The sequence below is a fragment of the Edwardsiella anguillarum ET080813 genome, from assembly GCF_000264765.2.
In the GTDB taxonomy this organism is placed as follows: Bacteria; Pseudomonadota; Gammaproteobacteria; order Enterobacterales; family Enterobacteriaceae; genus Edwardsiella; species Edwardsiella anguillarum.
Genome location: NZ_CP006664.1, coordinates 293,763 through 312,510, shown reverse-complemented (window position 1 = coordinate 312,510; position 18,748 = coordinate 293,763). Strand labels below are relative to the sequence as shown.

The window sequence follows — 18,748 nt, the reverse complement described above, 5'->3', positions numbered from 1 at the left end:
AAAAAACCACCGCGGAGGTTGGTTTTTTTAGGGAATTTTGGTCGGCACGAGAGGATTTGAACCTCCGACCCCTGACACCCCATGACAGTGCGCTACCAGGCTGCGCTACGTGCCGAACTGGTTGTGTATACTACCTTTTTTTCTGACATTTGCAAGCCGTGATCGCACCGTTTGCCGTTGTTTTAGGCAATCGGCCGCCTTTTGTCGTGGTATTGCGCGGCGGCGCGGTATTTTCCCTGCGCTGCGCCCGGCTTGGCACGCATCGATAGCGTCCGGCGCCGCTCGCGCCTTGTTCCAGAGACGCTCACTGCCCGTTACGGACCGCGCCCTAGTTGGCAATAAATCGCTTCACGTCGGTCAATACCTGTAGCAGCAGCGGTAGCTGCAGCCGCTCGCCCGTCAGCTCGCGGCCGTCGCGATCGTAGGCGCGGTAGGTGCCATTACGGTTGAGCACGATGGTTTGCTGTGGCGTAACGATAACCAGATCGCCGCCGCTGCCCAGTGTCAGCCAGTCGTGACGGCGCACGGCGGCAAACAGATCCTCGCCCTGGGTGTAGTTGGCGGCCCGGCTGTCGACGTGCAGCAGGCGCTGCATCAGCGTGGCCATGATATCTTCATGATTGGTCATCTTGGCGATGGACTGCGGCGAGGTGCCCGGCCAGTGGATGATCAGCGGCACCTGTAGCCGGGCGCGGCTGTAGTCGCCGCCGGCGCGATCCTCGCCGTCCAGCGCCACGCCGTGGCTGCCGGTGATCACCACCACGGTGTTTTTCAGCGCCTGGCGCGCGCGGAGGGCGTCGATCATTGCGGCGATCTGACCATCCAGCAGCTGAGCCGAGCGCTGATAGCGGCTGGCCGACAGCGTTCCGTCGTCGTCCGCGCCGCCGCCGTTCAGATTCACATAGGCAAACCACGGATGGGTGGAGGTTTGGGTATCCAGCCAGGTTTCCCACTGGCGCACCGTGGCGGCATCGCTCTGTTTCTGCGGTGCGGGCAGGGTAAAGTCGCTGAACAGCGCCTGGCGATACAGCGGGGTCTTGAAGCCATCCGATGAGAAAAGGCCAAACTGATAGTGTTGATGCGCCAGCGCGCCGATCAGCGCCGACGACTTACGCCCGGCCAGAATACTGTCCAGGTAGCTGGGCGAGATGCCGTAAAACAGACCAAACAGCCCGCTGTCGACGGCGTTGCCGGTGCTGTAATGATGGGTAAAGCGCAGGTTCTGTGCGCCGAAGGCGGCCAGCGCCGGCATGGTCTGTGGCAGCGAGTCGGCCCGCAGGCCGTCGGCGACCACCACCAGCAGGTTGAGCCCGGCGCCTTTGTCGCTGTAGCTCAGCTCGCCCAGCGGGTACTCAATGGCCAGCGCCTCCGGATTGCCGGTGCGGATCAGCCGCTCCTGATAGGCCTGTGCGTTTAACAGCCCGTGTTTTTCCAGGAAGCGCCGCGCCGTCATCGGGTAGGAGAGCGGCAGATTGGCGCGCTGCATGGTGATGGGACGGTAGAAGTTGGCATCCGCCCAGATGTAGATCAGGTGCGAAGCCAGGAATGAGACGATAAACACCAGCGCCAGCGGCTTGCCAAAGGTTTGTCGGTTGAGGCTGCGCAGCTTTTGCCAACTCCAGGTACCGAACAGCATCTCGATCAGAAACAGCACCGGCACACAGATGAACATCAGCTGCCAGTCGCGGGAGAGCTCCCCCTGCGCGGGGTTGACGACCAGCTCCCAGACCAGCGGATTAAGGTGCAGGTGGAAGCGGGTGAATACCTCGGTGTCGATCAGCAGCAGAGTCAGCCCGGCGGTGGCCAGCGCCGCGGAAAGAAAGCGCAGCAGGCGCTGCGACATCACAATAAAGGTTAACGGAAACAGCGTGAGCAGATAGGTGGCAAACCCCAGGAAGCTGAAGTGGCCGAGCCAGCTGACGATGGCATAGATGCGCCCGGCCAGGGTCGCAGGCCAGTCGGCAATAAACAGATAACGGCTGCCCAGCAGCAGCGCCAGCAGAATATTGAACAGGGCGAACCAGTGCCCCCAACTGATCATCTGGGAGACTTTTTCACGATAGCGCTGACGGTTCGTTACCATAAACTCTGTCTGTTTCCGTCGAATCTCTGTACCCGAAGGGTCAGTGGGCTTTATCTTCCCGAATGGAAGCCTGCAGCGCATCGGCAAAGGAGCGAGCGATCATGCTACGCTGCGCCGGCGCGACGCTGGTGTTAATCAGGTTAGTTACCATATTGCCCAGCACCATCAGGGAGAGATCGGTGGGCGCATGCTGCGATTCTAATACGTTAACCAGTTCAGAGAGCAATTGTTCAACGCGCTGATCGCTGTAACGGGATGATTGTGGCATAAAAGTGACCGTCGATGACTTACAAAGTCCATCATATTACCCGATAGGCGCGTGATTTTCTGCTCTTTTATGCAGGGGAAGGCGCGGCGGCGGACAAAGGCGCTTGCGGGTGCTCGGCAACGGTGCTTGAATACGCGCCTGTATCAGGCTGAGGACAACAGGAGCAAACAATGAGTCTGGATCTGGAGAACATCGCACTGCATCAATTGGTTAAACGCGATGAGCAACAGTTGGATGTGGTGCTGCGCGACTCGTTGCTGGAAAAGAGCGCCGCCGTCGATGAGATGATGGCGGAGCTACACCGGGTCTACAGTGCCAAAAGCAAGGCATATGGCACCTTTAACCCGGAGAGCGAGCTGGCGCAGGCGCTGACTCACTATCGCAAGGGAGAGGATAGCTTCCTGGAGTTTAGCCGTGCGGCGACCGGTCGCCTGCGCGATGAGCTGGCCAAATATCCGTTTGCCGAGGGCGGGATCGTGTTGTTCTGTCAGTATCGCTATCTGGCGGTGGATTACCTGCTGGTCGCGGTGCTCAATAACTGCAGCAGCATGCGGGTGAACGAACGGCTGGATCTGAGCACCACCCATTACCTGGACATTATGCATGCCGACATCGTCGCGCGTATCGATATGACCGAATGGGAGACCAATCCGCAGTCCCAGCGCTACCTCTCCTACCTGAAAGGGCGGGTGGGGCGCAAGGTGGCCGATTTCTTTATGGACTTTTTAGGCGCCCAGGCGGGGCTGGATACCAAGGTGCAGAACCGCGGCCTGCTGCAGGCGGTGAGCGATTACTGTAGCGAAGGCCAGCTGGATAAAAATGAGCGCCAGGCCTGCCGCCAGCAGGTGTATGACTACTGTAACGAACAGCTGCAGGCCGGGGAGGATATTGCGCTGGAGGCGCTGTCGCGGGAGATCCCCAGCGTCGGAGAGATGGACTTTCAACAGTTCACCGCCGAGCGCGGCTACGAGCTGGAGGAGAGCTTCCCCGCGGATCGCAGCACGCTGCGTCAGCTGACCAAGTTTGCCGGCAGCGGCGGTGGACTGACGATTAACTTTGATGCTCTGTTGCTGGGGGAACGTATCTTTTGGGATGCGCAGACCGATACCCTGACGATCAAGGGGACGCCGCCTAACCTGCGAGATCAGCTGCAGCGCAACGGCGGCGCGCGTTAACGGCGAAGGGCGCGTACAACGCGCCTTTTCCCCGCGCGAACCATAAAAAAACGCCGCAGAGCGGCGTTTTTTTTATCATCTGACGCGAACGGGCGATTAAGCGCGAACGAAGTCGATATGCGTGATTTTCGGCTTGTACGGATGACGCTGTACTGCCTGAACCTTCACTTTGATCTCTTTGCCGTCAACGGACAGCGTCAGAACGTCGGCGTAGAAACCGTCTTTTTCAGACAGGTTCATGGTGGAGTCGTGGTCCAGGGTAACGGACAGCGCGGCTTCGCTACCACCATAAACGATTGCCGGGAATTTGCCGGCGGTGCGCAGGCGGCGGCTCGCACCCTTACCCTGCTCGTTACGTACTTCAGCGTTGATCGTGAACATTGATCTGTCTCTTTAAAAAAATGAAGCCTGCTACAGGCGACCCAGCAGCAGACGGGATATCGTGCGCCAGTCTTAGGCTGACACCCTCGACAAGGCGGGCGGCATTCTAGCCGATCCGCGCCGGGACGGCAAATAAATTAGCCGCGCAGTTGGTTCGCCTTGCGAAAACGCCCCTGATAGTCAAATACTTTTTGCCGCACCTGCCAGAATTGGCCCCGGCGGCGCGCCACCACGAAGTCGGGCGCGCGCAGGGCCTCCTGCTGCGCCACGATATCGGCAGCCCGCTGCCAGATCAGCTCACAGCCCGGCGCCCGCTGGTGCGGACGGAGAAAGAGCTGGGCAAAGGCGGTGCGCTGGGCCGGGGTGGTCAGGCGGAAGCGCTCGCTGACGTCGGCGCCGTCCTCGTCGTAGTAGGTGATCTGCAGCCACTCGCCCTTGGCATCCTCCCCGTCGCGCAGCTGCATGCCGCCGCAGCGTAGCACCAGCGCATCTTTCAGCCTCAGCGCCGCCTTCAGCATATCGTCAGCGTCGACCAGCAGCGCGGCGCACTGATGACAGCGGCGGGCGGCGATATCGTTTTCTGCATTGCACTGCGGGCAGTTTTTAAAGCGGAAGCGGTAGTCGCACTGCTCGCGCTGTCCTTCGTCGTCCTCGAAATAGCCCTGGCAGCGCCGCCCGTAGTGCTCGACGATACGGCCCTGCTCGTCACACTTGCCCCAGAAGGTATTGGCGAAGCCACAGGCGGGGCAGAACACCTGCACCGGCTGACTGTCGCCGTGGGGCTTGCGGCTGCCGACTTCGGGTGTATAGAGATCGTGTGGGTTACCGGCGTAATCGAGGATCAGACAGTCTTGCTTGCCGTCGCACAGGCGCAGGCCGCGCCCGACGATCTGCTGGTATAGGCTGACGGACTCCGTCGGTCGCAGGATAGCGATCAGATCCACGTGCGGCGCGTCAAAGCCGGTGGTGAGCACCGCCACATTGACCAGGTAGCGCAGCCGCTGCGCCTTGAAATCGCGAATGATCGCGTCGCGATCGTCATGGGGCGTCTGCGCGCTGATCAGCGCCGCGCTGCCCGCTGGCAGCAGGCCCAGCACCTCCTGGGCGTGCTCGACGGTGGCGGCGAAGATCATCACGCCGCGCCGGGTGGCCGCATACTCCTCGATCTGGCTGACGATGTGCGGCGTAATGCGCTGCTGATCGCGCAGCTCTCGATTGAGATCCTCGGCACTGAAGAGCCCGGCCTCCGACGGCTGTAGACGGCTGAAATCGTACTGTACCACCGGCATGTCCAGCCGCTCCGGCGGCACCAGAAAACCATGGCGGATCATATAGCGCAGCGGCAGCTCGTAGATGCAGTCCTGAAATAGACACGCCTCGTCGCCGCGTACCATGCCGTGATAGTGGTAGCGATAGATCCAGCCCTTGCCGAGTCGGTAGGGGGTCGCGGTGAGCCCGAGCAGCCGCAGCTGCGGGTTATGGCCGCGCAGGTGCTGCAGTATCTGCTGGTACTGTCCCTCCTCGCTGTCGCCGATGCGGTGACACTCATCGACGATCAGCAGGGAGAAGGCGGCATCGAAGTCGGACAGATTGCGTGCGACCGACTGGACGCTGCCAAAGACCACTTTGGCCTGGCTGCCCTTTTGCTTCAGCCCGGCGGCATAAATGTCGGCCTCGAGCCCCCAGGCCTGATATTTGGCATGGTTTTGGGCCACTAGCTCTTTAACGTGGGCCAGTACCAGGACTCGTCCGCGCGCCAGGCGGGCCAGTTCGGCGATCACCAGGCTTTTCCCGGCGCCGGTCGGCAGCACGATCAACGCCGGCTCCCGGTGGCGCCGGAAGTGGGCCAGCGTGGCATCGACGGCCTCACGCTGGTATGGCCGCAGGGTAAAGGCCATCAGTGGCGGCAGATTTTATCCGCACGGGTGGTAAAGCCACCTGCGGCGGGGACAAACTTACCGCGTTTGGCCAGCAGGTCCACCAGCTCGGCGGCGCTGAGATCCTCGGCGGAGCAGGTGTGAAAGCGGGCATCGGCGCCGAAGCGCTGGCCGATGGCGGCGATCAGGGCATCGCGGGTATAGGGCGTCTCGCTGGCAAGCATCATGCGCATGACGTCGTGGCCGTGAATGGATGCGGACATAGTGTAACCTCTGGCTGGAAGGGGAAAATTGGGTGTCCGCGCGGCGGACGGGATCCAGTTTACCCATCGGGCGCGCGAGATCCAGCGTCGCGCGTCGCCTCCTGCGCGGCGATGGCTGGCGGTATGGGCCTTATGGTAGACTGAGCGGTCTACGTTCGCCGCGGCAGCGGGGGATCCCGCGCTCGGGACAGCGCCGCGGACGATATCGGTTTTTATTTCGCCTTGGTTATAACAGAGCAGGTTTCATGAGACTGGACAAATTTATTTCCCAGCAGCTGGGGATCAGCCGCTCACTGGTGATCCGCGAGCTGCGGGCTGCGCGCGTCACCGTCGATGGTGTCGTCTCCCGCAGCGGGTCGCTGCAGGTCACGCCGGATCAGGAGGTCGCCTATGAGGGCAACGTGCTGACGTTTATCACCGGGCCGCGCTACTTCATGTTGCATAAGCCTGAGGGCTACGTCTGCTCGACGGACGATCCGGACCATGCCACCATTCTCTACTTTATCGATGAGCCGATGGCGGAGAAGCTGCATGCCGCCGGGCGTCTGGACCTGGACACCACCGGTCTGGTGCTGCTGACGGACGACGGGCAGTGGTCGCACCGCATCACCTCGCCGCGCCACCACTGTGAGAAGAGCTATCTGGTGACGCTGGAGCAGCCGCTGGCGCCGCAGACCGCGGCGCAGTTTGCCCAGGGGATCATGTTGAACGGTGAAACAGAGCTGACCAAGCCGGCGCAGCTGGAGGCTTTCGACGAGCATCATGTCCGTCTGACCATCAGCGAAGGACGCTATCATCAGGTGAAGCGCATGTTCGCCGCCGTGGGCAACCGGGTGGTGGGGCTGCACCGCGAGCGTATCGGCGCTATTGCGCTGGATGCGGCGCTGGCGCCCGGCGAGTACCGCGCGCTGAGCGACGATGAGGTGGCCAGCGTACTGGCCGCTAGGGCATAAGGAGGCCGGTGTGCAAAGCGGGTCTCACCTGAGGCTTATCCTGATCTTGGGGCTGCTGTCGATGCTGATGCCGCTGGCCATCGACATGTATCTGCCCAGTTTGCCGGTCATCGCCGCGCAGTTTGGCGTATCCGGCGGCGATGTGCAGATGACCCTGAGCGCCTATACGCTGGGCTTTGCCTGCGGTCAGCTGTTTTACGGCCCGCTGGCCGACAGCGTTGGGCGTAAGCCGGTGATCCTGTTTGGCACCCTCCTGTTTGCCCTGACCGGGGCCGCCTGTGCGCTGGCGCACAGCATCGATCAGCTGATTGCCCTGCGCCTGCTGCATGGGCTGGCGGCGGCGGCCGCCAGCGTGGTGATCAACGCCCTGATGCGCGATATGTTCAGTAAGGATGAATTTTCGCGCATGATGTCGTTTGTGGTGCTGGTCATGACCATAGCCCCGCTGCTGGCGCCGTTGCTGGGCGGCGCGCTGATGCTGTGGTTTAGCTGGCACGCCATTTTCTGGGTGATGGCGGCAGCGGCGCTGCTGGCGACGCTGCTGGTGGCCTTGTTTATCCGCGAGACGTTGCCGCGAGCGCGGCGTCAGCCGTTCCGGCTGTATGCCACCCTGACCAATTTCGTCGCGCTGTTCCGCCACCGTCGCGTGCTGTGCTACATGCTGGCCAGCGGGTTCTCCTTCTCCGGGATGTTTTCGTTCTTCAGCGCCGGCCCCTTCGTCTATATCGACCTGCACGGCGTCTCGCCGCAGCATTTCGGCTACTATTTTGCCCTGAATATTCTGTTTCTGTTCCTGATGACCCTGATTAACAGCCGTAACGTGCGTCGCTACGGCGCGCAGGCGATGCTGCGCGTTGGGCTGCTGGTGCAGTTTGTGATGGGCGCTTGGCTGGTGGCCTGTGTGCTGCTGGCGCTAGGATTTTGGCCGCTGGTGTTCGGGGTGGCGGCCTATGTCGGCTGTATTTCCATGGTGACCTCCAACGCGATGGCGGTGATCTTGGATAGCTTTCCCCATATGGCGGGGACGGCGGCCTCGCTGGCCGGCACCCTGCGCTTTGGCCTCAGCGCGCTGATCGGCGCGCTGCTGGCGCAGCTGCCGATCGTCTCGGCCTGGCCGCTGGTCGGGTCGATGGCGCTGTGCAGTACCCTGGCCATGGCGCTCTTTCTGTACGCGGCGCGCGGCGTTCGGTGTCCGCTGGCCTGACGGCGGCGGGGCTCCCCCCGTCGCCGTGGCGGTGAAAATACCGACAATGTTGATGGTATGTAATCAATTCTAACGAAATTAATCGCTGTCAATCGGTTATTTGTACGAATTTACGCGATTCAGCATTTACGGTGTGAGTTTTTTGTGAAAAAATTGTGCCGTGTTTATCATCAGGGTATTAACGTGAACAATCCCCAGCTGTCGATAGTTCATCGGTTGCCGCGGCGCTACCGCTGGGCGTCTGGGCGCACCGGCGTCCAGGTCGAACCGATTCCGGATCCGGAGGCGCAGGGCGCGGCCGACCGGCTGATCGGCCTGACGCTGTTGAGCCAGCGCGGCGAGAGTGCCTGGCAGGTGATGCGCGACATGTATCTCTCCCTGCAGGAGATGCCCGTCGCCTGCGCTATCGTCGCGCTTGACGGCGAGCCCTGTCTGTTTGTCGATCCCGAGGATGAGAGTACGGTGATGTGCCGCCTGAAGAATGACGGGGTGGCGATCGCGGAGCCTATCGCGGCGCACGCGTTTCTGTGACACCGCCGGCCCCGGCGTTCCCCTGAGGCGGCAGACGCGCCGCACGATTCACGTCATACCACCAATAATCCAATCCCAGCCCGTAGCGCGGCCGCTGCGCCGGCATCGTAAACCGGTTCCAATAGGCGAGATGCCGGTGGTCGGAATACCACAGCGGCAGCATAAACGCATTCCACGTTAAGACCCTGTCCAGCGCCCGGCCCAACGCCCGCAGCGCATCGGGCGAGCGCTGCTGCGCTGCGATGTGGGCCAGCAGCGCGTCGACCGCGCCATTGCGGACGTTGGCGATATTGCCGCGGCCATCGGCGTAGCGGGATCCCCAGCGCGTCAGCAGCGCCGGCGAGGGAAAGGGGGTCGCCGGGTAGATCAGCGGGATCATGCCGAAGGCATGGCGGCGGGCCAGGCGGCTGAACTGACCGCGCGGCGCCTCGCGGATCTGCATGTCGATCCCCAGACGGGCCAGGCTGTCGCGCAGGGGGCCGACGTAGTGCAGCCGGCTGCCGTACGGCAGCAGCAGCGTGAAGGCAAAGCGCCGCCCGTCCGCCTGATTGACCAGCCATGGGCCGTGGCGTTGCCAGCCGGCCTGCCTTAGCAGCGCCTGCGCCCGCCGCGGGTCGGCCAGGGCACCTTCTCCGTTCGGTCGGTAGCGCCGCAGGAAGACGGCGGACGGTACCTCGCCTTGAAGGGGGGCGAGCCAGAGCAGCTCCGCGGCGCTGGGGTAGCCGTGCGCCGCGTAGGGGGTATTCTGGAAATAGCTGTCGGCGCGCCGGTAGTCGCCGTGGTAGAGGCGGCGGTTGAGCGTCGGAAAGTCGAAGGCCAGCGAGATGGCTTCCCGTACCCGTCGGTCGCGGAACAGGGGAAGCTGGTTATTGAACGCCAGCCAGCGGGTTGCCTGGGCTGCGTGGCTGAGAATATCGGCCTTGACGATCTCGCCGCGGGCTACGCGGCGCTCGGGGTATTGGTTCGCCCAGCGGGCCGGGGAGGTCTCCAGCCACACATCGATCCGATCGTGCAGAAAGGCCGCCTGCGCCGCCCGTTGGCTGGGGTAGTAGACATAGTGCAGGGTATCAATGTTATAGCGTCCGCGGTTGATCGGCAGATTGGCCGCCCAATAGTCGGCTAGTCGCTGATAGGTGACGCTGTGGCCCAGGCGGTAGCGGACGATGCGATAGGGGCCGCTGCCGATGGGCGGCTGGCGCAGAGGATGACGCAGCGATCGCCGATGCCAGGCGTGCTGCGGCAGGATCGGCAGCTGGGTCAGCAGCGCCAGAATGCGCGCCTTGTCGGGGGATGGCTGCTCAATGCGTATGGTCAACGGCGAGAGGGGGCGCAGGGTGACGCCCTGAAAACGCTGACGAAAGGCCGCGGGGCCCTGGGTCATCAGCGCGTGAAAGCTGAACACGACGTCCCGGGCGGCGATCGGCGTGCGGTCCTGAAAGCGGGCGTCGGGGTTGATAGCCACCTCGGCCCAGCGGAAACGGCGATCGTAGCGGATCGAGGCGCCGATCAGTGGATAGGCGCTGTCGAGCTCATCGGCGGAGGGGCTGAACAGGGTATCGAACAGCCGCGCGCTGCGGATGGCCGGGGTGCCGTATGCGGCGTAGGGGTTAAAGTTGTCATAGCTGCCGATCGCAGCCAGGCGCAGGCTGCCCCCCTTGGGCGCGGCGGGGTTGGCATAGTCAACGTGGCTAAAGCCCGCGGCGTATTTGGCCTCGCCCCGGAGGGCGATGGCGTAGCGTTCGTCGATGGTGTCCGGCTGCGCTGCCGCACAGAGCAGGGGCAGCATAAGTCCCAGTATCGAACCGAGCAGGGCGGGTAAGCGCATGGGAAACTGGCTCCATAACCGGTGAGCGCAGGCGATCGCCGCGGGCGGGATCGACGCGGTCACTCTCCGTGCGCGCAGTATACGCCACCCCGCGACGGGTTGCAGAAGGAAAGCGCAGGAGGGTAGGTGTCCGGCGCTGAAATGGGTATACTTGCCGCCCTGTTTGAGCGACTCCCCCGAAGTGAATCATGAACCATAAGCCAGTCACGCCGCCGGATCGGCGCCAGAAAGCGGGTCTGCACCCGCGTAACCGCCACCATGGCCGCTACGACATGGCGGCGCTGTGCCGGATCTCTCCCGCGCTGGGAGACTTTGTTCGAGCGATGCCGGGCGGCGGCGAAAGCATCGACTTCGCCGATCCGCAGGCGGTTCGGGCGCTCAACCGGGCGCTGCTGGCGCAGGACTATGGCATTACGCACTGGGATATTCCTGCGCAGTTTCTCTGCCCGCCGATCCCGGGCCGGGCCGACTACCTGCACTATCTGGCCGATCTGCTGGCCAGCACCCGCTCTGACGGTGCCATTCCGCGCGGCGCGCAGACCTGCGTGCTGGATATCGGCACCGGCGCCAACTGCATCTACCCGCTGCTGGGGCAGGCCGAATACGGCTGGCGCTTTACCGGCAGCGATATTTCGGCGCAGGCGCTGGCGGCCGCGGCGGCCATCATCCGGGCCAATCCGGCACTGGGCACGCGGATTCGCCTGCGTCGTCAGCGTCAGCCGCAGGCGATTTTTCAGGGGATTATCAAGGCCGGAGAGTACTACGCCGCGACGATGTGCAATCCGCCCTTTCACCGCAGCGCGGCGGAGGCCGCCGCGGGTAGCCAGAGAAAGCTGACCAACCTGGGGCTGCGACCGCCGCAGGCGGCGCGACTGAACTTTGGCGGCAGGGCGGATGAGCTGTGGTGCGACGGCGGTGAGCAGGCGTTTATTCTGCGGATGATCGCGGAGAGCCGCGCGTTTGCGACGCAGGTGGGGTGGTTTACCTCGCTGGTGTCCCGACGGGAGACGCTGCCGGCGCTGCGCAGAGCGCTGCGCGCAATCCCGGTGAAGGAGATGCGTGAGGTGACGATGGCGCAGGGGCAGAAGGTGAGCCGCTTTATCGCCTGGCGATTCTGAGATCGCGCCGGGGCCGCCTGCGCGGGCGGTCCCCGACGGACGATCACGCGACGTGCTGCAGGAACTCGCGCAGACGCTCGTTGGGCGGCGTATGGATCAGCTGCTGCGGGCTGCCGTCGGCGCTGATACGCCCTTTATCGACGAAGATCAGCCGCGACGCCACCTTTTCGGCAAAGCCGATCTCATGGGTGACGATGACCATGGTCATGCCCTCCTCGGCCAAGTCTTTCATCACCGTCAGCACCTCATGGCGCAGCTCGGGATCTAGCGCGGATGTCGGCTCATCAAACAGCATCAGCTTGGGCTTGACCGCCAGCGCACGGGCGATCGCCACCCGCTGCTGCTGCCCGCCGGAGAGCTCCGACGGATAGTGGTGGGCGCGCTCGGAGAGCCCCACTTTGGCCAGCAGGGTGCGCGCGCGCTGCTCGGCATCGGCCCGGCCCATGCCGCGCACCCGGATGGGGCCGAACATGACGTTTTCCAGCGCGGTCAGGTGGGGGAACAGATAAAATTGCTGGAATACCATCCCCGCCTCCTGGCGGATCAGGCGTTCATCCACCTTAGGATCGTTGACGTCCATCCCGTCCACCAGCAGTTGACCGCGGCTGATGACCTCCAGCTTGTTGATGCAGCGCAGCAGGGTCGACTTCCCTGAGCCGGAGGGGCCGATGATCACGACCACCTCACCCGGCTGAATACGCAGGTTGATATCGTGCAGAACGGCGGTCTGTCCGAAGCTTTTATCGACGTTTTTAAATTCAATCATATGATTTTCAATCTTTTTTCAAGACGGCGTAGGACAAAGCTCAGGGCCAGTGTCATGATCAGGTAGATCACGGCGACGGCGCTCCAGATTTCCATGGCGCGGAAGTTTCCGGCGATGATCTCCTGCCCCTGGCGGGTCAGTTCGGCCACGCCGATGACGATGAACAGCGAGGTGTCCTTGATGCTGACGATCCACTGGTTCCCCAGCGGGGGCAGCATGCGGCGCAGCGCCAGCGGCATGATCACATAGCGCAGAGTATCGCGGCGAGAGAGGCCCAGAGCCAGCCCCGCCTCGCGGAAGCCGCTGTGAATGGAGAGCACCGCGCCGCGGGTTATTTCGGCGATATAAGCGCCGGAGTTGATCATGATCGTGATAACGGCGGCGCTGAAAGGGTCGATGCGCAGCGGCATCATCATCGGCAGGGCGAAGTAGATGAACATCACCTGCACCACGATGGGGGTGCCGCGGATAAGCTCGATAAACACCAGGGCGATGTGGTTGCTCAGCCAACCGCCGAAGGCGCGCGCAAAGCCGGCGGCCAGGCCGATGATCAGGCCGCCGAGCAGCCCCAGCACCGAGATCCAGAGGGTGAGTTTGGCGCCTTCCAGCAGCAGCGGGATGGCATCCCAGATGGCGCTCCAGTCAAACTGCATGTCGATTCTCCTGGTAAAACCGTATGTGTTACCGTGCAACGCCCGCGAGGGCAAAGGGGCGCCCAGCGGGCGCCCAAAGCATTACTTCGGTTCGACGCCGAACCATTTTTTATAGATAACCGCGTAGGTCCCATTCGCCTTCAGGGTCTTCAGCGCGCCGTTGACCTGCTCGCGCAGCGCATCGCTGCCCTTCGGGAAGGCGATGCCGTAGGCCTGAGCCTCCAGCGAGTCGCCGACGGCCTTAAACTGACCGTTGCCCGCGGTCTTAATAAAGTAAAGGATGTTGGGGGTATCGTGCAGGACGGCGTCGGCGCGGCCGGTCGCCAGCTCCAGATAGGCGTTATCGATATTAGGGAACTGACGCAGATCTTGGCTCTTTACGTGCGCCTTTGCATAGTCTACGCCGGCCGTGCCGCTCTTCACGGCCAGCACTTTGCCGTCCAGATCCTTCACTCCGTGGATCTGTGCGTTATCGCTCTTCACCATGACCATCAGGCCGCTGTTGTAGTAGCCGTCGGAGAAATCGATGGCTTTCTTGCGCTCTTCGGTAATGCTGATGCCGGCCAGCGCCAGATCCACGTTACGGGTCTGCAGCGCGGGGATGATCCCGCTGAAGTCCATCGGTTTCAGCGTATAGCTTAGGTGCAGCTGCTTGGCTATGGCATCCCACAGGTCGATATCGAAACCGACATATTTATCGCCCTTTTTAAATTCGAATGGGACGAACGCCGTATCTGTGGCGACGATCAGCGGTTTTTCCGCCGCCTGAGCGCTGACGGCGAAGGCCAGCGCCAGGGCTGCCACGGAGGCTTTCAACATTGCTTTCATCGTAATGGTTCCTTGTCTTTGCGATAAGCCGCTTGTGTTTGCTCGGGATATAATGAAAAAAACGTGCCAACTATTTATTTGTATTTATTATCAAGTGGTTATATTTATCACTGGCATAAATACGCAGCGCTGAGGCAGGCGCGGGGTGAGGGGGTGCACTATTTAAGTGCATTGTGGTCGATATTGGTGCGATGGCGGCTTATACGTTAACTGTTTTGGTGCAGTAGCGGATAAGGGTGGTGCGAGAGAAGATTATCTTACTCATATTGCTTTATTTTTGTTCAGCGTGGGGAGTGCACTGGAGCGGTGCGGTTTTGACCGCACCGCAGCGTCGCTACGCCGGCGTAGCGCAATAGGCCTGCTGGGTGAGCCACAGCTGAACGCCCTGCTGACAGGCGTCGAAGCAAGGCTGCGGCAGCTGACGCGGATCGCACCATTGCCAGCGTTCACATTTATCCGGCTCACAGCGTTGGGGGGCCGCCGCTGCCGGTGCGCTGACCTGCATAATGATAGAGACGTTATGCACCCCTTCGTCACGCCAGGTTCGCAGGTTATTGGTCACGCCGACGAAGCGCGGCGTATCGATGTGCAGCCCACACTCCTCGGCCACTTCACGTATCGCCGTCTGTTCAAAGGTTTCCCCCTGTTCTACGTGGCCGCCGGGGATCGACCAATAAGGCGCGTGGCTGCCGCAGCGTTTTCCGAGTAAAATCTGGCCGGCGGCGTTCACGATAATCACGCCGACCCCCACCTTTACCGTCATGTCTGTTTCTCCATCAGCAAATTTCAGCGCGTATTGTCGCACGTCAGCAGCGCTGACAACAAACTTCAGCAAAAATGTGCTGAAGGTCTAAAATCTGTACAGATGCGGCGGGAAGTCCTTGCGTAACGACGCGCGTCGGACCACACTCACAAAAACGATTCAGCGTGGTGAATCACGGCGATCTCGCGGTAACGCCGGTTTTTTTATCCCGCAACGCTGAAACGATTCAATTCGCCGGCGGCGCACGTGGTATGACGGACGAGGAGCATCTATGTTTCATCTGACTCTACAGGATATCCATCTGGCAGCCGAGGCTGACAGTAAAGAGCAGGCCATCAGGCAGGTGGCGGCGGCGCTGGTCGCGGCGGGCTACGTTGGCGAGGGCTATGTACAGGGCATGCTGCAGCGCGAAAAGCAGACGCCGACCTACCTGGGGAACGGTATCGCGATTCCCCATGGCACGACGGATACCCGGGATCAGGTGCTGAACACCGGGGTTCAGGTGTTTCAGTTTCCGCAGGGGGTGGCGTGGGGCGAGGGACAGCGGGCCTATGTGGTGATCGGCATCGCAGCCAAGTCCGATGAGCATCTGACGCTGCTGCGTCAGCTGACCCACGTGCTGAGCGACGACGGCGTAAGCCGGGAGCTGGCGCAGACCACGTCGGCGGAGACGCTGCGCAGCCTGCTGCTGGGTGAGCGCAGCGTAGCTGAATTCCGCTTTGATATCAGCATGGTGACGCTGGGAGTGGAGACCGACAGCCTGATGACGCTACAGGCGCTGAACGCCGGGCGCCTGCAGCAGGTGGAGGCGGTCGGCGGCGAGTTTGTCAGCGATGTCATCCGTCGCGCGCCGCTGTGTCTGGGGCAGGGCATTTGGCTCTGCGACAGCGCGCTGGGTGTTCAGGCCAGCGCGGCGGCGCTGGCGCGTCCGCGTCAGCCCTTTACCCTAGATGGGGAGCCGGTGGCGCTGCTGCTGACCGTTGCGATGGCCGATGCGCAGCCAGAGGGGATGCTGGACTACCTGAGCCGTCTGCTGCAGCGTCAGCAGGCTGAACGTTTGCTGACGGCGCAGACCCCGGCAGAGATCGTCGCGCTGCTGACCAGCGAGCTGACGGAGAGCGATGAGTCTCTGAGTGCCGAGTTTACCGTTCGTAATGAGCATGGCCTGCACGCCCGACCGGGCGCGCAGTTGGTGAATACCATTAAGCAGTTTGCAAGCCAGATAACCGTTGCCAACCTTGATGGCAGCGGGGTTCCGGTCAATGGCCGCAGTCTGATGAAGGTTGTCGCACTGGGGGTTAAAAAAGGCCATCGTCTGCGTTTTACTGCCAGCGGCAGTGATGCGCAGCAGGCATTGGACGTTATTGGTCAGGCCATCGCGAATGGCCTTGGCGAGGAAATATCATGAGTAGACGAGTTGCAACCATCACCTTAAACCCAGCCTACGATCTGGTTGGCTACTGTGCGGAGATTGAGCGCGGTGAGGTTAACCGGGTACAAACCGCCGGGCTGCACGCCGCGGGTAAGGGGATTAACGTTGCCAAGGTGCTGAAGGATCTCGGCATCGATGTGACCGTGGGCGGATTCCTGGGCAAGGATAACCAGGATGGATTTCAGCAGCTGTTCAGCGAGCTGGGCATCGCCAACCGTTTTCAGGTAGTCCCGGGGCGCACCCGTATCAACGTAAAGCTGACCGAGAAGGATGGGGCGGTCACCGACTTTAACTTCTCCGGCTTCGACGTCAGCAAGAGCGACTGGGATCGCTTCGTGAATGACTCCCTGAGCTGGCTCGGGCAGTTTGATATGGTGTGCGTCAGCGGCAGCCTGCCGGCCGGCGTCGCGGCGGATGATTTTACCGACTGGATGCGCCGCCTGCGCAGTCAGTGCCCGTGCATCATTTTTGATAGCAGCCGCGAGGCGCTGGTCGCCGGGCTGAAGGCGGCCCCCTGGCTGGTGAAGCCCAACCGCCGCGAGCTGGAAATCTGGGCTGGCCGGGCGCTGCCGACGCTGGAGGACGTCGTCGGTGCCGCCCACGCGCTGCGCGATCAGGGGATTGCCCACGTGGTGATTTCGCTGGGCGCAGAGGGGGCGCTGTGGGTCAACGCCTCTGGTGCCTGGCTGGCTAAGCCTCCTGAGGTGGACGTTATCAGCACCGTCGGTGCCGGTGACTCGATGGTCGGCGGGCTGATCTATGGCCTGATGATGCGGGAGTCCAGTGAACACACGCTGCGGCTGGCTACGGCGGTTTCTGCCCTGGCGGTCAGTCAGAGCAATGTCGGCATCAGCGACCGCACGCAGCTGGCGGCGATGATGGCACGCGTGGAGCTCGATCCTTTTAACTGATTGCGGAAGGCCATATGAATACCCTACTGATTACGGAAGGTGCGCAGGGCGAGGCCCGTTGTTTCCTTGCCAGGCGTATGCTGGAGGCTGCCGCCGCCCAGCAGCAGATTACCTGGGTTACCCGCCCGCAGGATGCGGCGCTGGTGCTGTTTATCGGTGACGATACCCCGCAGGATGCCGCGCTGGAGGGGAAACCGCTGTACCGGGGCTCGGTAGGCGAGGCTATTCGCCAGCCGGCGGAGCTGCTGGCCCGCGCGCTGCGCGATGCCTCACCCTATCACCATGCGGCGCCGCGCCAGGATCGATCGCAATGCCTGCGGCTGGTCGCGGTCACCGCCTGTCCGACGGGCGTCGCGCATACCTTCATGGCGGCGGAGGCGCTGGAGGCAGAGGCACGCCGTCGCGGCTGGCAGGTAAAAGTGGAGACGCGGGGATCGGTAGGGGCGGGCAACGCCATTACGCCGCAGGAGGTCGCGGAGGCCGATCTGGTGGTGGTGGCGGCAGATATTGAGGTGGATCTGGCGAAGTTCGCCGGTAAACCGATGTACCGTACCAGCACCGGGCTGGCGCTGAAGAAGACGGCTCAGGAGCTGGACAGGGCGCTGCAGGAAGCAGAGATCTACCGCCCTCAGACGTCTGCGCCGTCCGGGGCCGTGGCTTCGGGGAGCCGGAAAGAGGCGGGCGGTGCGTACCGTCACCTGCTGACCGGGGTCTCCTACATGCTGCCGATGGTGGTGGCCGGCGGCCTGTGTATCGCGCTTTCGTTCGTCTTTGGTATTCAGGCCTTCAAGGAGCCCGGCACGCTGGCGGCCGCGCTGATGCAGATTGGCGGCGGCACCGCCTTTGCGCTGATGGTGCCGGTGCTGGCGGGCTATATCGCCTTCTCCATCGCCGATCGTCCTGGCCTGACGCCGGGGCTGATCGGCGGGATGCTGGCGGTTAGCCTGGGGTCGGGGTTTATCGGCGGGATCATCGCCGGCTTTCTCGCCGGCTACGTCGCCCGGGCCATCAGCGGCAGGCTGACGCTGCCAGCGAGCATGGAGGCGTTGAAGCCGATCCTGATCATTCCACTGCTGTCGAGCCTGATCGTCGGCCTGGCGATGATTTACATCATCGGCACGCCGGTGGCGAAGATCCTGGCCTGGCTGACCCACTGGCTGCAGACCATGGGCACGGCCAATGCGGTGATCCTGGGGGCGGTGCTCGGCGCGATGATGTGTACCGACATGGGCGGACCGGTGAACAAGGCGGCCTATGCCTTCGGCGTCGGCCTGCTCAGTACCCAGACCTACGGGCCGATGGCGGCGATCATGGCCGCCGGGATGGTTCCGCCGCTGGCGATGGGGCTGGCGACGCTGGTTGCGCGCCGCAAGTTTGCCCAGAGCGAGCGCGAGGGCGGTAAGGCGGCGGTGGTGCTGGGGCTGTGCTTCATCACCGAAGGGGCGATCCCCTTTGCCGCGCGGGATCCGATGCGGGTGCTGCCGTGCTGCATTCTCGGCGGGGCGCTGACCGGGGCGCTGTCGATGCTGTTTGGCGCGAAGCTGATGGCGCCGCACGGCGGACTGTTTGTACTGCTGATCCCCGGCGCGATCACCCCGGTGCTGCCTTATCTGCTGGCGATCTTGGCCGGGACGCTGCTGAGCGGACTGCTGTATGCGCTGCTCAAGCGGCCAGACGGCGCGCCGCAGAGCCAGGCGAGCAAAACGGCGTAGTCGCG

18 protein-coding genes and 1 tRNA gene are annotated in these 18,748 nt (G+C 62.8%); 8 read left to right on the top strand and 11 right to left on the bottom strand.

From position 1 onward, the window contains the following. Positions 1 to 38: 38 nt before the first annotated feature. From ETEE_RS01410 to ETEE_RS01400, 3 genes are all read right to left on the bottom strand, one after another. Positions 39 to 115 (bottom strand) — tRNA-Pro (locus ETEE_RS01410). A gap of 213 nt (positions 116 to 328) precedes the next feature. After that, entirely contained in the window at positions 329 to 2,083 is a 1,755-nt protein-coding gene (gene yejM / locus ETEE_RS01405) for an LPS biosynthesis-modulating metalloenzyme YejM (protein WP_034162574.1), read from the bottom strand. Between the two features lie 40 nt (positions 2,084 to 2,123). Beyond that, positions 2,124 to 2,351, bottom strand: a complete 228-nt coding sequence (locus ETEE_RS01400; protein ID WP_012849148.1) for a YejL family protein — start codon at positions 2,349 to 2,351, stop codon at positions 2,124 to 2,126. A 170-nt stretch (positions 2,352 to 2,521) separates the two neighbouring features. Between ETEE_RS01400 and yejK the strand changes: the two genes are divergently transcribed. Beyond that, a complete protein-coding gene (yejK, locus tag ETEE_RS01395; protein ID WP_034162573.1) occupies positions 2,522 to 3,526 on the top strand; it encodes a nucleoid-associated protein YejK in 1,005 nt (334 codons plus the stop codon). A gap of 96 nt (positions 3,527 to 3,622) precedes the next feature. On the opposite strand, the gene rplY is transcribed toward yejK, so the two are convergent. The 3 genes from rplY to ETEE_RS01380 form a co-directional block, all read right to left on the bottom strand. After that, positions 3,623 to 3,907 carry a 50S ribosomal protein L25 gene (gene rplY, locus ETEE_RS01390; RefSeq protein ID WP_034162572.1) on the bottom strand — a complete coding sequence of 95 codons (285 nt, stop codon included), beginning with the start codon at positions 3,905 to 3,907 and terminating at the stop codon, positions 3,623 to 3,625. A gap of 137 nt (positions 3,908 to 4,044) precedes the next feature. Next, positions 4,045 to 5,805, bottom strand: coding sequence for a DNA repair helicase RadD (gene radD, locus ETEE_RS01385; RefSeq protein WP_034162571.1), 1,761 nt, complete (start codon positions 5,803 to 5,805; stop codon positions 4,045 to 4,047). Then, entirely contained in the window at positions 5,805 to 6,047 is a 243-nt protein-coding gene (locus ETEE_RS01380; protein ID WP_034162570.1) for a YecH family metal-binding protein, read from the bottom strand. The genes radD and ETEE_RS01380 overlap by 1 nt, the downstream gene beginning before the upstream one ends. Before the next feature lie 245 nt (positions 6,048 to 6,292). Between ETEE_RS01380 and rsuA the strand changes: the two genes are divergently transcribed. From rsuA to ETEE_RS01365, 3 genes are all read left to right on the top strand, one after another. Continuing rightward, positions 6,293 to 7,000 (top strand): 16S rRNA pseudouridine(516) synthase RsuA, encoded by a 708-nt coding sequence (rsuA, locus tag ETEE_RS01375; protein ID WP_034162569.1) that lies wholly within the window; start codon positions 6,293 to 6,295, stop codon positions 6,998 to 7,000. After that, positions 6,966 to 8,204: a Bcr/CflA family multidrug efflux MFS transporter gene (locus tag ETEE_RS01370; RefSeq protein WP_049703834.1), complete on the top strand. Its 1,239-nt coding sequence runs from the start codon at positions 6,966 to 6,968 to the stop codon at positions 8,202 to 8,204. The genes rsuA and ETEE_RS01370 overlap by 35 nt, the downstream gene beginning before the upstream one ends. A 183-nt stretch (positions 8,205 to 8,387) precedes the next feature. Next, on the top strand, positions 8,388 to 8,735 hold the full coding sequence (locus ETEE_RS01365) for a YejG family protein (protein ID WP_034162718.1): 348 nt from the start codon (positions 8,388 to 8,390) through the stop codon (positions 8,733 to 8,735). Here ETEE_RS01365 and ETEE_RS01360 read toward each other — a convergent pair. Next, entirely contained in the window at positions 8,710 to 10,560 is a 1,851-nt protein-coding gene (locus ETEE_RS01360; protein WP_081926385.1) for an extracellular solute-binding protein, read from the bottom strand. The genes ETEE_RS01365 and ETEE_RS01360 overlap by 26 nt on opposite strands. 188 nt (positions 10,561 to 10,748) lie before the next feature. On the opposite strand from ETEE_RS01360, the gene rlmF reads away from it, so the two are divergent. Beyond that, a complete protein-coding gene (gene rlmF, locus ETEE_RS01355; RefSeq protein WP_034162567.1) occupies positions 10,749 to 11,678 on the top strand; it encodes a 23S rRNA (adenine(1618)-N(6))-methyltransferase RlmF in 930 nt (309 codons plus the stop codon). A 43-nt stretch (positions 11,679 to 11,721) separates the two neighbouring features. On the opposite strand, the gene glnQ is transcribed toward rlmF, so the two are convergent. The 4 genes from glnQ to ETEE_RS01335 form a co-directional block, all read right to left on the bottom strand. Beyond that, positions 11,722 to 12,444, bottom strand: coding sequence for a glutamine ABC transporter ATP-binding protein GlnQ (glnQ, locus tag ETEE_RS01350; protein ID WP_034162566.1), 723 nt, complete (start codon positions 12,442 to 12,444; stop codon positions 11,722 to 11,724). Further along, a complete protein-coding gene (gene glnP, locus ETEE_RS01345; RefSeq protein WP_012849138.1) occupies positions 12,441 to 13,097 on the bottom strand; it encodes a glutamine ABC transporter permease GlnP in 657 nt (218 codons plus the stop codon). Before glnP ends, glnQ begins: the two co-directional genes overlap by 4 nt. Positions 13,098 to 13,178: 81 nt before the next feature. Continuing rightward, the gene (glnH, locus tag ETEE_RS01340; protein WP_034162565.1) at positions 13,179 to 13,925 is read right to left on the bottom strand and encodes a glutamine ABC transporter substrate-binding protein GlnH; all 747 of its coding nucleotides are present in this window, start codon (positions 13,923 to 13,925) and stop codon (positions 13,179 to 13,181) included. A gap of 334 nt (positions 13,926 to 14,259) precedes the next feature. Further along, the gene (locus ETEE_RS01335) at positions 14,260 to 14,688 is read right to left on the bottom strand and encodes a nucleotide triphosphate diphosphatase NUDT15 (RefSeq protein ID WP_034162564.1); all 429 of its coding nucleotides are present in this window, start codon (positions 14,686 to 14,688) and stop codon (positions 14,260 to 14,262) included. Positions 14,689 to 14,959: 271 nt separating this feature from the next. On the opposite strand from ETEE_RS01335, the gene fruB reads away from it, so the two are divergent. The 3 genes from fruB to fruA are packed head-to-tail and all read left to right on the top strand — an operon-like array spanning position 14,960 to position 18,743. After that, entirely contained in the window at positions 14,960 to 16,096 is a 1,137-nt protein-coding gene (fruB, locus tag ETEE_RS01330) for a fused PTS fructose transporter subunit IIA/HPr protein (protein WP_034162563.1), read from the top strand. After that, positions 16,093 to 17,031, top strand: a complete 939-nt coding sequence (gene fruK, locus ETEE_RS01325) for a 1-phosphofructokinase (RefSeq protein ID WP_012849132.1) — start codon at positions 16,093 to 16,095, stop codon at positions 17,029 to 17,031. The genes fruB and fruK overlap by 4 nt, the downstream gene beginning before the upstream one ends. 14 nt (positions 17,032 to 17,045) lie before the next feature. Continuing rightward, positions 17,046 to 18,743 carry a PTS fructose transporter subunit IIBC gene (gene fruA / locus ETEE_RS01320; RefSeq protein ID WP_034162562.1) on the top strand — a complete coding sequence of 566 codons (1,698 nt, stop codon included), beginning with the start codon at positions 17,046 to 17,048 and terminating at the stop codon, positions 18,741 to 18,743. The last annotated feature ends 5 nt before the right edge of the window (positions 18,744 to 18,748 follow it).

Excerpts from the sequence above, each read along its gene's own strand:
- yejM (WP_034162574.1), bottom strand. The coding sequence starts at position 2,083 with ATGGTAACGAACCGTCAGCGCTATCGTGAAAAAGTCTCCCAGATGATC.
- ETEE_RS01400 (WP_012849148.1), bottom strand. The coding sequence starts at position 2,351 with ATGCCACAATCATCCCGTTACAGCGATCAGCGCGTTGAACAATTGCTC.
- yejK (WP_034162573.1), top strand. The coding sequence starts at position 2,522 with ATGAGTCTGGATCTGGAGAACATCGCACTGCATCAATTGGTTAAACGC.
- rplY (WP_034162572.1), bottom strand. The coding sequence starts at position 3,907 with ATGTTCACGATCAACGCTGAAGTACGTAACGAGCAGGGTAAGGGTGCG.
- radD (WP_034162571.1), bottom strand. The coding sequence starts at position 5,805 with ATGGCCTTTACCCTGCGGCCATACCAGCGTGAGGCCGTCGATGCCACG.
- ETEE_RS01380 (WP_034162570.1), bottom strand. The coding sequence starts at position 6,047 with ATGTCCGCATCCATTCACGGCCACGACGTCATGCGCATGATGCTTGCC.
- rsuA (WP_034162569.1), top strand. The coding sequence starts at position 6,293 with ATGAGACTGGACAAATTTATTTCCCAGCAGCTGGGGATCAGCCGCTCA.
- ETEE_RS01370 (WP_049703834.1), top strand. The coding sequence starts at position 6,966 with ATGAGGTGGCCAGCGTACTGGCCGCTAGGGCATAAGGAGGCCGGTGTG.
- ETEE_RS01360 (WP_081926385.1), bottom strand. The coding sequence starts at position 10,560 with ATGCGCTTACCCGCCCTGCTCGGTTCGATACTGGGACTTATGCTGCCC.
- rlmF (WP_034162567.1), top strand. The coding sequence starts at position 10,749 with ATGAACCATAAGCCAGTCACGCCGCCGGATCGGCGCCAGAAAGCGGGT.
- glnQ (WP_034162566.1), bottom strand. The coding sequence starts at position 12,444 with ATGATTGAATTTAAAAACGTCGATAAAAGCTTCGGACAGACCGCCGTT.
- glnP (WP_012849138.1), bottom strand. The coding sequence starts at position 13,097 with ATGCAGTTTGACTGGAGCGCCATCTGGGATGCCATCCCGCTGCTGCTG.
- glnH (WP_034162565.1), bottom strand. The coding sequence starts at position 13,925 with ATGAAAGCAATGTTGAAAGCCTCCGTGGCAGCCCTGGCGCTGGCCTTC.
- ETEE_RS01335 (WP_034162564.1), bottom strand. The coding sequence starts at position 14,688 with ATGACGGTAAAGGTGGGGGTCGGCGTGATTATCGTGAACGCCGCCGGC.
- fruB (WP_034162563.1), top strand. The coding sequence starts at position 14,960 with ATGTTTCATCTGACTCTACAGGATATCCATCTGGCAGCCGAGGCTGAC.
- fruK (WP_012849132.1), top strand. The coding sequence starts at position 16,093 with ATGAGTAGACGAGTTGCAACCATCACCTTAAACCCAGCCTACGATCTG.
- fruA (WP_034162562.1), top strand. The coding sequence starts at position 17,046 with ATGAATACCCTACTGATTACGGAAGGTGCGCAGGGCGAGGCCCGTTGT.